13 protein-coding genes and 2 tRNA genes are annotated in these 12045 nt (G+C 63.3%); 10 read left to right on the top strand and 5 right to left on the bottom strand.

Going from position 1 to position 12045, the window contains the following annotated elements; translation table 11 throughout:
- Position 1 precedes the first annotated feature (1 nt).
- Entirely contained in the window at positions 2–1624 is a 1623-nt protein-coding gene (locus tag SPMU_RS03310; RefSeq protein WP_088331912.1) for a M28 family metallopeptidase, read from the top strand.
- A gap of 83 nt (positions 1625–1707) precedes the next feature.
- Here SPMU_RS03310 and ettA read toward each other — a convergent pair whose 3' ends face one another.
- Positions 1708–3387, bottom strand: coding sequence for an energy-dependent translational throttle protein EttA (gene ettA, locus SPMU_RS03305; protein ID WP_088331910.1), 1680 nt, complete (start codon positions 3385–3387; stop codon positions 1708–1710).
- Between the two features lie 106 nt (positions 3388–3493).
- Between ettA and SPMU_RS03300 the strand changes: the two genes are divergently transcribed.
- From SPMU_RS03300 to SPMU_RS03275, 6 genes are all read left to right on the top strand, one after another.
- Positions 3494–4897, top strand: coding sequence for a M20/M25/M40 family metallo-hydrolase (locus tag SPMU_RS03300; protein WP_088333125.1), 1404 nt, complete (start codon positions 3494–3496; stop codon positions 4895–4897).
- 129 nt (positions 4898–5026) lie between these two features.
- Entirely contained in the window at positions 5027–5293 is a 267-nt protein-coding gene (locus SPMU_RS03295) for a hypothetical protein (protein ID WP_088331908.1), read from the top strand.
- A 149-nt stretch (positions 5294–5442) separates the two neighbouring features.
- Positions 5443–5515: transfer RNA gene (locus tag SPMU_RS03290), tRNA-Ile, on the top strand.
- Positions 5516–5566: 51 nt separating this feature from the next.
- Positions 5567–5643: transfer RNA gene (locus tag SPMU_RS03285), tRNA-Pro, on the top strand.
- 107 nt (positions 5644–5750) lie between these two features.
- A complete protein-coding gene (locus tag SPMU_RS03280; protein ID WP_088331907.1) occupies positions 5751–7271 on the top strand; it encodes a hypothetical protein in 1521 nt (506 codons plus the stop codon).
- Positions 7214–7786, top strand: a complete 573-nt coding sequence (locus SPMU_RS03275; RefSeq protein ID WP_088331905.1) for a site-specific integrase — start codon at positions 7214–7216, stop codon at positions 7784–7786. The genes SPMU_RS03280 and SPMU_RS03275 overlap by 58 nt, the downstream gene beginning before the upstream one ends.
- A 7-nt stretch (positions 7787–7793) precedes the next feature.
- Here the strand turns inward: SPMU_RS03275 and SPMU_RS03270 are convergent, their stop codons facing one another.
- Positions 7794–8123 (bottom strand): type II toxin-antitoxin system YafQ family toxin, encoded by a 330-nt coding sequence (locus SPMU_RS03270; RefSeq protein ID WP_088331903.1) that lies wholly within the window; start codon positions 8121–8123, stop codon positions 7794–7796.
- Positions 8116–8379, bottom strand: a complete 264-nt coding sequence (locus SPMU_RS03265; protein ID WP_245832704.1) for a type II toxin-antitoxin system RelB/DinJ family antitoxin — start codon at positions 8377–8379, stop codon at positions 8116–8118. The genes SPMU_RS03270 and SPMU_RS03265 overlap by 8 nt, the downstream gene beginning before the upstream one ends.
- Positions 8380–8863: 484 nt before the next feature.
- On the opposite strand from SPMU_RS03265, the gene SPMU_RS17385 reads away from it, so the two are divergent.
- From SPMU_RS17385 to SPMU_RS03255, 3 genes are all read left to right on the top strand, one after another.
- Positions 8864–8989, top strand: coding sequence for a hypothetical protein (locus SPMU_RS17385; RefSeq protein ID WP_281250977.1), 126 nt, complete (start codon positions 8864–8866; stop codon positions 8987–8989).
- Positions 8990–9142: 153 nt separating this feature from the next.
- Positions 9143–9613: a hypothetical protein gene (locus SPMU_RS03260; protein ID WP_088331899.1), complete on the top strand. Its 471-nt coding sequence runs from the start codon at positions 9143–9145 to the stop codon at positions 9611–9613.
- Positions 9614–9745: 132 nt separating this feature from the next.
- Entirely contained in the window at positions 9746–10888 is a 1143-nt protein-coding gene (locus SPMU_RS03255) for a hypothetical protein (RefSeq protein WP_140418396.1), read from the top strand.
- 16 nt (positions 10889–10904) lie between these two features.
- Here SPMU_RS03255 and SPMU_RS03250 read toward each other — a convergent pair whose 3' ends face one another.
- Together SPMU_RS03250 and SPMU_RS03245 are read right to left on the bottom strand one after the other, a co-directional pair.
- Complete coding sequence (locus tag SPMU_RS03250; RefSeq protein ID WP_088331895.1) at positions 10905–11138, bottom strand: hypothetical protein; 234 nt, start codon at positions 11136–11138, stop codon at positions 10905–10907.
- Positions 11139–11177: 39 nt separating this feature from the next.
- Complete coding sequence (locus SPMU_RS03245; RefSeq protein ID WP_140418395.1) at positions 11178–11744, bottom strand: hypothetical protein; 567 nt, start codon at positions 11742–11744, stop codon at positions 11178–11180.
- Between the last annotated feature and the right edge of the window lie 301 nt (positions 11745–12045).

Genomic DNA, 12045 nt, shown 5'->3' with positions numbered 1-12045 from the left:
TATGACAAAGATTGCCTATTTCCTCCCGCTCCTCGCGATCGCGGCTGCCGAGCCGCCCAAGACCGATCCGGCCAAGCTATCCGAGATGACAAGGGAACTGGCGTCGGACGCGTTCGGCGGCCGCGCGCCGGGAACCGAGGGCGAGAAGAAGACGATCGACTGGTCGATCGCCCGGTTCAAGGCACTGGGGCTGGAGCCTGGCGGGCCGGACGGTGCCTGGACGCAGAAGGTGCCGCTCATCCACTCCCGCCTGGGCGACGGGCCGGTGAGCTTCGGCGCGACCAGCCTGGTTCAGGGCAAGGAGGTCGCGCTCACCACCGTGCGGCCCGACGCCGCCGTCGCGATCGAGAACGCGCCGCTCGTGTTCGTCGGCTACGGCGTAAGCGCGCCGGAAGCCAAGTGGGACGACTTCAAGGGCATGGACCTGAAGGGCAAGGTCGCCGTCTTCCTGGTCAACGATCCCGATTTCGAAGCACCGGAGGGCGTCGACGCGAAGGGGCGCTTTGGCGACAAGCGCATGACCTATTACGGCCGCTGGACGTACAAATATGAGGAAGCGGCGCGACGCGGCGCGATCGGCGCGTTGATCGTCCATGACACGGCGGGCGCCGGCTATCCCTGGTCCACCGCCAATGCTTCGAACGGCGAGAACTACGACATTGTCCGTGGCCCTGAGGATCAGCGCATCGCCCTACAGGGCTGGCTTTCCGGCGAGGCGGCAACCCGCGTCTTCGCCGCCGAAGGGCTGGATCTCGCAGCTTTGCGTACAAAGGCGCGCTCCGCCGCCTTCCGCCCGGTGACGATGAAGGCGCGCTTCACCGCAAAGCTCCCCGTAACGGTCGAGCGGATCGAAAGCGCCAATGTCATCGCCAAGATCCCCGGCCGGGTGAAGTCAGACGAGACGGTCCAGTTCGCTGCGCACTGGGATGCCTATGGCGAAGGCCCACCCGATGCGCAGGGCCGCACCATCCGCCCAGGCGCGAACGACGATGCACTCGGCGTCGCGGGCGTGATGGAACTCGCCCGGCTGTTCAAGGCCGGGCCGGCGCCCGACCGCACGCTCGTGTTCGCCCTGTGGACGGCGGAGGAGCGCGGCCTGCTCGGTTCGGAATGGTATGCCACCCGCCCGACCGCGCCGTTGGAGAAAACGGTCGCCAATCTGACGCTCGACATCCTGCAAACCGCGGGCGAGGCGAAGGACGTGATCCTCGTCGGCGCCGGCCAGTCCTCGCTGGAGGATCTGCTGACCGAGGCAGCGCGCGCGCAGAACCGCGTCGTCACGCCGGAAGAGGCCAGCGAACGCGGGCTCTTCTATCGTGCAGACCATTTCTCGGTCGTGCGCCGCGGCGTGCCCGCGCTGCAGCTAATGGCGCTCGGCGGCGCCAGTGACATGCGCGTCGGTGGGCGCGCAGCGGGGCAGAGGTGGCTCGACAGCTATATGGCCTGCTACCACAAGACGTGCGACGCCTGGGCGCCCGATTGGAACTTCACTGGCGCCGCGCAGGACGTCGACTTGTTCCACGCCATGGGCCAGCGGCTCTCGAAGGCGGGTGTCTGGCCCGAATGGCGCCCCGCGTCCGAGTTCCGCGCGATCCGCGCCGAGAGCGCCGATCAGCGTCAATAACGAAAAGGCCCGCCGCGGCATCAGCCGGGCGGGCCTTTTGAACCACCTTCACCCCCGGCTGAGCGGGTGACGATCAACCCCGATCAGCGCGTCAGCTTCTTGTAGGCAAGCCGCGTCGGACGGTCGGCCGCGTCGCCCATGCGGCGGCGCTTGTCTTCCTCATAAGCCTCGAAGTTGCCTTCGAACCATTCGACGTGGCTGTCGCCCTCGAATGCCAGGATGTGCGTGCACAGGCGATCGAGGAAGAAGCGATCGTGGCTGATCACCACCGCGCAGCCCGCAAAGGTTTCCAGCGCCTCTTCCAGCGCGCGCAGCGTTTCCACGTCAAGGTCGTTGGTCGGCTCATCGAGCAGCAGGACGTTGCCGCCCTCCTTCAGCATCTTGGCCATGTGCACGCGGTTGCGCTCACCACCCGAAAGCTGACCGACCTTCTTCTGCTGGTCCGGCCCGCGGAAGTTGAACGCGCCGACATAAGCGCGCGTCCCCATCTCCTGCTTGCCGAAACGGAAGATTTCGAGCTCGTCGGAGATTTCCTGCCAGACGTTCTTGTTCGGATCGAGCTGATCGCGGCTCTGGTCGACATAGCCGAGCTTCACCGTGGAGCCGACTTCGATCGTGCCGGCGTCCGGCTTTTCCTGGCCGGTGATCAGCTTAAACAGCGTCGACTTACCCGCGCCGTTCGGCCCGATGACGCCGACGATGCCACCCGGCGGCAGCGTGAAATCGAGGTTCTCGAACAGCAATTTGTCGCCATAGGACTTGGTTAGCCCCTTAGCCTCGATCACCTTGCCACCGAGCCGCTCGGGCAGCTGGATCAGGATCGCGGCCTTGCTGGCGACGCGGCTTTCCTGCTTCTCCATCAGCTCGTCGAATGCACGAATACGCGCCTTTGACTTGGTCTGGCGCGCCTTGGGCGTCTGCCGCATCCAGGCGAGCTCGTCGGCGATCGCCTTCTGCTTGCCCTGCTCCTCGCGCTCTTCCTGCTCGAGGCGCTTGGCCTTTTTCTCGAGATAGCCGGAGTAGTTGGACTCGTAGGTGTAATAGCGGCCGCGATCGAGCTCGAGGACCCAGTTCACGACATTGTCGAGGAAGTAGCGATCGTGCGTCACGAGGATGACGTTGCCGGTATATTCCTTGAGGAAGTTCTCCAGCCAGCTGACGCTTTCGGCGTCCAAGTGGTTGGTCGGTTCGTCGAGCAGCAGGATGTCCGGCTTTTCCAGCAGCAGCCGGACGAGCGCCACGCGGCGCTTCTCACCACCCGACAGGTTGGTCACCGGGCTGTCGGACGGCGGGCAGCGCATCGCTTCCATCGCCTGCTCCAGCTGCGAATCGAGGCTCCAGCCGTCGGCTGCGTCGATCTTCGCCTGAAGCTCGCCCATCTCCTCCATCAGCGCGTCGAAGTCGGTATCGTCCTGCGGATCGCCCATCTCCGCGGAGATCGCGTTGAACCGATCAACCATTGCCGCGATCGGCCCGGCGCCCAGACGCACGTTCTCGATCACCGTCTTGTCGGGATCGAGCTGCGGCTCCTGCGGCAGGTAGCCGACCTTGATCCCCTCGGCGGCCCAGGCCTCGCCCTGATACTCGGTATCGATCCCGCCCATGATCTTCATGAGCGTCGACTTGCCCGAGCCGTTCGGGCCGATGATCGCGATCTTCGCGCCGGGGATGAACTGCAGGCTGATGTTGTTCAGCACGGGCTTGTTGGCGCCCGGGAAGGTCTTGGTCAGACCCTTCATGACGTAGGTATACTGGACGGCCATGGGTCGCCTGCTGCTCCGTGAACTGGAATTGCTGGGATTTGTCGCCGCGCATGTAATGATGCGGCAGGCCGTTGGCAAACTTCCCGCGCCGACTTACGCGGAAGGAATGAACACTCGCGTTGCGCTCGCCGCCCTTCTCCTCGCCACGTCAGCTTCCGCGCTGGCGCAGCGCCCCGCCCCACCGGCACCCACGCCGGTCGACCGGCGCGTCGCCGCGCTGCGCGACGCGGCACTGAAGGACGACGTGGCCTATGACATCGTCGAGGGCATGACGACTGAGGTCGGCCAGCGGCTTGCCGGGACGGAAGCCGAGGCCCGCGCGCGCACCTGGAGCGCAGCGAAGCTGAAGGCGCTGGGCTTCAAGAACGTCCGCATCGAAACATACCGCATGCCTGTCTGGGTGCGTGGAGAGGAGCGGGCCGAGATCATGATGCCCGTACCGCACAAATTGCATCTGGCCGCGCTCGGCAACTCGGGTGCCACTCCCGCCGCTGGCATTGAGGCAGAAGTGGTTATCTTCCCGACCTATGACGATCTGGCCGCGGCGCCCGACGGCAGCCTTGCGGGCAAGATCGCTTATGTCGGCAATGCGATGATGAAAACGCAGGATGGCTCCAGCTATGGTCAGGCCGGCGTTGCCCGCTTCGCCGGCCCCGCGCTCGCCGCCAAGAAGGGCGCAGCCGCGATCGTTATCCGCTCGATCGGCACCGATACGCATCGCTTGCCCCATACCGGCACCACATATTTTCCTGAGGGCGGGGCGATCCCGGCTGCCGCCTTGTCTGTGCCGGATGCGAAGCTGATCGAGGCGCTGGCGAAGCGCGGCAGGCCGATCCGCATGAAGCTGCTGCTGACCCCGCGGCAAGTCGGCGAACAGGAATCCGGCAACGTGATCGCCGAAGTGCCGGGCACTGATCCGAACGCCGGCATTGTCCTCGTCGGCGGGCACCTCGATAGCTGGGACCTGGCGACCGGCGCGATCGATGACGCGAGCGGTGTTGCCATCACCGCAGCGGCGGCCAAGCGGATCCTGGACAGCGGCAAGCGCACGCGCCGCACCATCCGCGTCGTTTGGTTCGGTGCGGAAGAAGTCGGCGGCTTTGGCGGACGCGATTATGCGCTCAGGCACGGCAAGGAGCGCCACGTGCTTGCCGCGGAAAGCGATTTCGGCGCCGACAAGGTGTGGCGCGTCGGCATGACCCTGCCGGAAACGGCCAAGCCGATGGGCGATCGCCTCGCCGCGGCGCTGGCGCCGCTCGGGATCGTGCGCGGCAGCGGGCCGGGCGGCAGCGGTGCTGACATCGGCCCCACGGTGGCGCTTGGCGTGGCGGGCGTGGACCTCAACCAGTCGGGTCTCGACTATTTCGACACCCACCATACGCCGGACGATACCCTTGACCGGATCGATCCGGAGAACCTGCGCCAGAACGTCGCCGCATGGACGACGATGCTGGCGATTGTCGCCGATGCGCCGGAGGAGATCGGCCCAGTCGAGCGGCAAAAACGCTAGATCAGTTCGTCGCGAACCTTGCTGCCAGATGAATTTGGCATTGACCCACCAGATTGGTGCGGTATTTGCCGGGGCTCGCGACGGCAAACGGGTCGGCCGCGAAACGAATTAATGCTTGGGAGCATTCGAATGAAGAAGATCGTTCTGATCGCTGCCGCCGCCGGCCTGATGTCCGTGGCTGCTTGCTCGAAGTCGCCGGAGGCCGCCGCGGTCGAGAACAACGCGGACATGATGGCCGACAACATGGAAATGATGGCGGACAACCTCGAGGACATGGCTGACAACTCGGCAAACGCCGTTGCTGCCGAAGGTCTCGAGAACGCTTCCGACAACATGGAAGCGGCTGCGGACAACGTTCGCGATGCTGCCGACGAGCGCGTCGACAACATGCGCTAAGAGGCTGCGGGCCGCCTAGGCCTGTAGTTCTTGCGTTAGGAAAGGCGTCTCTGCGCACGCAGGGGCGCCTTTACTGTTGCTGCACCTGGAAAATGCAGGATGGGGCATTGCCGCCGCCCCCGACTGTGCTTAGGCAGGGGCCACGCGGAGGGCCTGTAGCTCAACGGTTAGAGCTGGCCGCTCATAACGGCTAGGTTGCGGGTTCGAGTCCTGCCGGGCCCACCGCGTCTTCTCTTGCGCAAGGCGGCAACAACGCCTAGCGAACACAAGCGTCGGGGAGTGGCGCAGTCTGGTAGCGCGCCTGCTTTGGGAGCAGGATGTCGCAGGTTCGAATCCTGTCTCCCCGACCACTTTATCGCGAAAGCGACGGATTTCCGCCACTTTGCGTGGCCTGCTATCGTGGTCTGTAACACGGACCGACTACACGATGGTAGGACACGCCGAAAGGCGAAGGCCCTTGGCCCATATCCCCCATACCCGTCGAACGAATGGCCGCTACGTATTCCAGCGCCGCGTCCATTTCCGAAATCTTATCTCGAAACCTGTACCGCTCGCGCTGGGTACCGCCGACCCGAAGGTCGCGCGCACCCGCGCGGCGATCCTGTCGGCGCGCTTCGTGCGGGTAAAGTCGAGCGTGGATGCGATGCTGGAAGACGGACGACGCCTGACTGGACCCGAGATCGAGGCCCTGTTTCGCGCCGCGCTCGAAGCCGAACTCGCGTCCTACGTCCATAGTGCGTATGAAAATGCGTCCTGGTCATCGTCCGTGCCCGAAGTGGCGGCTCAGGAAGCCGAAGCCTACCGGATTATCCGCCGCCCCGACCGTCATCTTGGCCTGACCGAGCAGGACCGCGCCGAACTAGTGGCGCGCGGGCTTGGTGCCGACATCCCGGCAATCGAGGACTACGCGCAGCAGATCCGCGATCTGCTGACCGACGACGTGGTCGCGAAGCGCCTTGAGGCGATCGGTGCACCTGTTCACGCGGAAACCATTGCGGTCGCCCGAACACATCTGATCCGCGCTGCGGCAAGCGCCAGCACGCGTATCCAGCGGATCTTCGACGACGACATCATGGACGCGGCCGATCCCATCGCTGCGCTGATGGCGGACCTCGGTCCGCCCCCGATGCCCAAGCTGACTGCCACCGATCCGGTGGTTGTGCCGATCACGCCGCCGATCGACAGCCAGTTTCAGGTCTATGACCCCCGTCCGTTCAGCGCGGCAATCGACGACATACTGACCGACCTTAAAACGGACGGCATCTGGCGCGGCGACCTCAGGCAGCAGCGCCGGATCATGGAAACATTCGCCTGGGTCACCGGCGACAAGCCGCTCGGCGCTTACACCCATCTCGACGCGGCGGCCTTCAAGAAGGGGATCCAGCAACTGCCCGCTCGCTTTTACTATGGCTCGCTGACGGCCGGCGCCATGTCTCGCCCGTTCGCAGACGTGATTGCGGAGCTGCCGGCGGTTGCCCCCGCTGATCGGCGCAACCCCAAGACGACCAACCGTGACCTGTCGACGATGGCAACGGTCGCCAAGCATCTGGCAACAACGTCGTGGAAGCCGCGTATGCCGGGCGCGACGGTGATGGACTTTGGTGCTGGGCGGATCGCGATCAAGGTCGATCCGAACATCGACACCCGCCCGCCTTGGACGACGGCGCATCTCGAACATCTGTTCCGCTCTCCGATCTATACTGGCGGCGGTGGCGCGCTGAAACGCTTGCGCGACGACGGGGTGCGCTGCCAGGTCTGGCACGACGCCGCCTACTTCCTGCCGCTGCTCTGGTTCTACCATCACAGCTGCCGCGAGGAGACTGCCGGGCTTGAGGTCGCCGACGTCATTACGAACCACGCCGTCCCGCATTTTCACATCCGCGACAACCTGACCCGCGGGCGTGATGGCGAAATGGCGAAATGGCAGGTGAGAAGCGTGGCGCGCGCAATCGGAAACTTCCTATCCATGCCGAACTGATCCGGCTGGGGTTTCTGGACTATGTCGAGGCGATCCGCGCCGAAGAACATGTCGCACTCTTCCCCGAGCTTTATATGAACGCGGAGAAGCGCGGCGGCGCACACTTCTACGAGCGCGCCTGGCAGCACATGGTCGATTACGTCGCGGAGCGACTGCCGCTGCCGGTCAACCCGGCCGGCAAGGGTCCGGACATCCATAGCATCAGGGCGCTAGGCAGCAGCTTTTACGAGATCGACGGCGTCAGCGAAATCATGCGCGCCGACGTCATGGGCCACGCCCGCGAGGGCACAAACGCGAAACATTACTCGAAATGTATGGCGACCGAAGGGATTGATGTCGTGCTCCCCGAGCGACGCGACTTCATCGCGCGCTACGTCCCGACGATCACCCGTGACGTCGAGCCGCATTCTATACGACTGCTGCCGCTGGAGAAGCGTTCCCGAGTCGGGGCCGGCATCACCCGCAAGCGTCGGAGTGATGCCGGGGTGACCCGGACCGGCGACGACGCCGATTGATGGGCTGTTACTCGCCGAAAAGGTCGGCGTGTGTTCCAGCCCTAACGAAGACGATGGTGCCGCCCTTTCCGGCGGCATCGTCCGCCCTGTATATCAGCAGGAAATCGCCGCCGACATGACACTCCCGGTGGGAGGACCATTCGCCCTTGAGCGGATGGTCCTTCCATTCCGGTCCGAGCGGCGCGTCGTTGGCGATGAGCAGGAGCATGACGGTCTTGAGCCGATTCATGTCGTACCGGCCCGAGCCCGACAAACGCGTCCAGTCCTTGCTGAACGCCTTCGTGTAGTCACAGGCACGGGGATGAGGAGCGCGCTTGGCCTGGACGCCCTTAGCCATCCAGCGCCCTGATCATCGCCTCGCCGTCCTCGAACCGGTCACCGCGCAAGGTGATGATAGCATCCGCCTCGAGCATCGCTTCCCGGGTGGTGGCGTTCGGCACCTTCAGTTCGAGCGGAAGCGCCTGCTCGGCAACGATGCGGTGATAGAGAAGCCGCACCGCATCCGCCGCCGACAGGCCCATCGCTGCCAACGCCGCGTTGCCCTTGGTCTTGATGTCTTCGTCTAAACGGACGTGAAGCATGGTAGAGGCCATTGCCGACTCCTGTATCTCAATTGAGATACATAGAGCGACCGTGACTGCGGTCAAGGCGGATGTGTCATGCGGTCGGGTCTTGGGGGTAGACCGAGTGACGGTTGGATGAGCTTAAGGCGTTCATCACCAACGCTGACCGGCAGCCTTATACCTCAACCAATCAGGCGTCCGTCGCTGCGACAACGGTTTCGATCAAGCTCCGCTTGCCCCGAAACGCGCAGCGACGCAGGCAACGCTCGCTCGCCATGGGGCAACTTTCGCGACGTAAAAAAACGTCGACATTTACAAGGCTTACGCTCCGCAAGGCACGGCAAACGATGTCCAGAACCGCATCAGCAAAAGAAACCGCTTGCCAAAGGTGGGGGTCCCATCCTTCTAGGCATATCGCCCGGGTGAACTCGCGGGCGGTACGGGGCGATCCTGCCCCGTGCCAGTAAATGGCAACCGAACGTACAAGCTGTACGAACGGGAAAGGTTGTACACCATGGCAAGCAACGCTGCACGCGGCCTCCCCTACGACGCCGTCAAGTCCGCCGCCGACAAACTCGTCGCCGATGGCAAGACTGTCTCCCAGATCACCTATCGCGACATTCTTGCCCAGACGGACTAAAAAAAATAGCGTCGCCGTTTAGCTGAACGTAAGGCTGGTGGCTGGACTTGAAGGCGCCGGTTCGGTGTTGCCAAGCCGCCACACAGAGCCGACGACAGCCGATCGTCGAAGATTCAGGTTGGCGAACGCAGCTTATCATCCTTCTAGCATTGGATGGACCTGCCGAACCCCATCCCCCCGCATTTGGAGCGCGGCATCCGTCGCGCGCGACAGATCGAACACGACGTAGTCGCACGCTTGGACAAGATGCGTGCAACGGCCGAACAAAGGGACGTTCAAGGCCAGCTGACCAAGGCGGCCAAGGACGCGCGCCAAGCACTCCAGAACCCCGATCTGTCGACGACCTCACTTGGCGTGGCTCTCAAGGGCATGGCCAAAGTCCGGGCCCAACTGATGGACGAGGCTGAACAAGCCGACATCGCCTTGGTTCGTGCTGCCGCCGCGTACGAGGAAGCGCAGGTCGCGCTGCAATGGCACGAAATGCGCCGCGGGTTGTTCGAGGAGCGAGCGCAGTCGACGAAATCCCGCAAGCGCGAGCTGTCGGCCGACCAGGTCAGCCCCGAGGAGATGGCCTTCCTGCTTGAAATGCGAGCGCGCGGCGTTCCCACATCTGCGTTGGATTAGGGGAACAGCCACGAACGAGATTTCATCGCGTTCTTCCTGCGCGATCTAGCGAAGCCGATCGACGAGCGGAAGCCAACCGGTGCTTGGGCACGAACCTTTAGTGAGGGGCACCTGAACATGCCGGTGCGGTCGATGTCCGACGACGAAGCTGAGGCGCTGCGCATCGTGTGGAGCCGCGGGTATGATGCTGCCGCCGAGGCGAAAGCAGCGTTGGAAGATGTGGCCGGGCGTCCCTTGGATATTAGCCCGAATTTCGCGCGCATGATCATCGGCGCGCAGGAGCACTATGACTTGGGCGAACTTCCCGGGCTGAAACAGAACGTCGAGACGGCCGAACAGCTGGCGTGGAAACAGGATGTCGCGAAGATCTTGCAGTCGCTTGGCCTCGCTGAGAATGATGTAGACCGCGCTCTCGCAATCCTCCGAGGCGTGCCGTCCGGCGCGGCTCTGGTGCCTGATTCGGTTCCGCTTGAGCAGGAACCCAGCTCAACCTCGATGTCGACTCCGGCTACCGAGACGGTAATGGCGGAGGCGCCATCGACAGTTCCCACTCCGGCGCCCACACAAGCCCCGGCACCCTTTCCGGTCCTTACACCGGAGCCGAGGCCCGCTCAGTCACCGATGCCGGCTACTGCCTCGCCGCCTGCTGCTGCACAGACAGCGCCTTCGATACTGAACGCTTATCCTGAGCCAGCAGCGACCTTGCCAACTGGAACGATCGAGCCGGTCGGCACAGCAGAGGCGCAGGAGCGGACCGGGTCGACTGCGATCATATCGACGTTGATCTTCGACACAGCGCCGCCTGCGGCATCGCCAAGGATCATTGGGTCAGAGTCGCTTGTGACGCCGCCGTTGGATGCTTTCCCTGTAGCCAAGCCGGTGGAGACACCCGTTCCAGCGCCGGCTAGGGGCACCGCGACATCGCAAATTATGAGTACATCAGCTGATCAAGCCTACCTACGCATCGCTGAACAGGAGGGAAAATCAGCACGCAGGACGTTGCTGGCGCTGGTTGGTTTGCCTTCCGATGTGACGGACGAGGCGCGCATATGTCAGAGCGTGTTCGAGGCCCATCAGAATAAGGTAAGTGGCAGATACGTACTTCAGCTACACTCGGCCGCCTCAACACGGCAAGCTGTCGTTTTCCTTGATCGGCTTGAAAGCGTGCATTCACGTAAGGTTTACGAACGTCTTCGGTCAGATGGAGCTTACCGGGCAAAACTACGAAGCGAGAATCACGTTGTCCCGGAGCCCGATGACCCCGACGTCACGTAAAGACCAGAACTACCGCTTAAGGATATCTCGGCCCTTTCGGATAACCGAGTTTGACTAAGTCCGGCGCCAGCCGAATCTCTAGGTCCATCGCCGCTTCCCAGAGGGTGAAGCCGTGCTCCCCAATCTCCGAAATGTCGATGATGATACGTTCGTCGAGATTAGGGAGTCCGGTACTCACAACCTCTCCCAGTCTACGTCCAGCCGCAGCGGCCATGATCCCCTCCGGCAACGAGCCGTTCAAGGCGAGCATCGTACCGTCATACTGAGCACTGCCGACGGGCACCCAAGTTCAGATCACCGGATGTCCTATCCCCTCCTGCCGCACAAAGATCGGACGATCGTTAAACCTGACCCCGATCATAAATTTAGGAAGTTCGTCTCCGACAGGACGGTCATCATCATCGAATTTTAGGAGCGTGCCCGCCCGCCGCACGTCGATGTTTTTCGCGTCGAGCATTGCCAGCAAAGTCCTGCCGATCATCAACTCGCCGGATGGGAGGTCGATGGGTCGTCCGTCGCATACCAGTCCTAGCGCCCCGGCGATCATCCACCGGTTTTGTTGGATCGCAATTGTTGGACCGATCAGCTCTCTTACAATCGGCAGTGCCGCATCCTCCTCCGCCGTCAGGTCTTCGTATTCAAATCCAGTCGCGCGCTCTACCGCGTCGATGCTCCACCAGTAAGACAAACTTTGACGCGTCAACGCGGACGTCCACATACAGGCTCGGAAGACGGTGGTGTAGTAACCGATGACGCCGACCTCAATCTCGACCGGGCTGCCGACGGCTAGACTGTCGGCGGCGGCCTGCCACATGCGAGTGATGCGTCTGGTCTGCTGGCTGAGGAATCTCGACATATGCGCCTCCATTTCTTTTTGCGGTCCCCCAGCCTTACGACGGCGACATATTCCTGAGCGCGATTGCGGCGGATAGCGCGTCGGTGCACTCTCGACAGCGCGCCTCGATCCGGACGGCACGCTGCAAACGAAATGGCTGGGGTCGTTCTGCGAAGTTCCACTCACCCCGCACGACACTCGGTACGGCCGGGGATTTGGATCGGACTCCTGCCTCTAGCACAGCGTCCACAGCCATGATCTAGGGAGGGGGAACCCTGACATGCAAGCCTGTTCTTCAGCGCGGAAATTGGTCTCGGTTCGA

The sequence above is a fragment of the Sphingomonas mucosissima genome (assembly GCF_002197665.1).
GTDB lineage: Bacteria > Pseudomonadota > Alphaproteobacteria > Sphingomonadales > Sphingomonadaceae > Sphingomonas > Sphingomonas mucosissima.
Note: the sequence above shows the minus strand (reverse complement) of the source record. Positions and strands in the feature narration are given on the sequence as shown.

What these genes read in the sequence shown, in the direction of transcription:
- SPMU_RS03255 (WP_140418396.1), top strand. Translation starts at nt 9,746, where the DNA reads ATGTCCGACGACGAAGCTGAGGCGCTGCGCATCGTGTGGAGCCGCGGG.
- SPMU_RS03275 (WP_088331905.1), top strand. Translation starts at nt 7,214, where the DNA reads ATGGCAGGTGAGAAGCGTGGCGCGCGCAATCGGAAACTTCCTATCCAT.
- ettA (WP_088331910.1), bottom strand. Translation starts at nt 3,387, where the DNA reads ATGGCCGTCCAGTATACCTACGTCATGAAGGGTCTGACCAAGACCTTC.
- SPMU_RS03245 (WP_140418395.1), bottom strand. Translation starts at nt 11,744, where the DNA reads ATGTCGAGATTCCTCAGCCAGCAGACCAGACGCATCACTCGCATGTGG.
- SPMU_RS03310 (WP_088331912.1), top strand. Translation starts at nt 2, where the DNA reads ATGACAAAGATTGCCTATTTCCTCCCGCTCCTCGCGATCGCGGCTGCC.
- SPMU_RS03260 (WP_088331899.1), top strand. Translation starts at nt 9,143, where the DNA reads ATGGACCTGCCGAACCCCATCCCCCCGCATTTGGAGCGCGGCATCCGT.
- SPMU_RS03300 (WP_088333125.1), top strand. Translation starts at nt 3,494, where the DNA reads ATGAACACTCGCGTTGCGCTCGCCGCCCTTCTCCTCGCCACGTCAGCT.
- SPMU_RS03250 (WP_088331895.1), bottom strand. Translation starts at nt 11,138, where the DNA reads ATGCTCGCCTTGAACGGCTCGTTGCCGGAGGGGATCATGGCCGCTGCG.
- SPMU_RS03270 (WP_088331903.1), bottom strand. Translation starts at nt 8,123, where the DNA reads ATGGCTAAGGGCGTCCAGGCCAAGCGCGCTCCTCATCCCCGTGCCTGT.
- SPMU_RS03295 (WP_088331908.1), top strand. Translation starts at nt 5,027, where the DNA reads ATGAAGAAGATCGTTCTGATCGCTGCCGCCGCCGGCCTGATGTCCGTG.
- SPMU_RS17385 (WP_281250977.1), top strand. Translation starts at nt 8,864, where the DNA reads ATGGCAAGCAACGCTGCACGCGGCCTCCCCTACGACGCCGTCAAGTCC.
- SPMU_RS03265 (WP_245832704.1), bottom strand. Translation starts at nt 8,379, where the DNA reads ATGGCCTCTACCATGCTTCACGTCCGTTTAGACGAAGACATCAAGACC.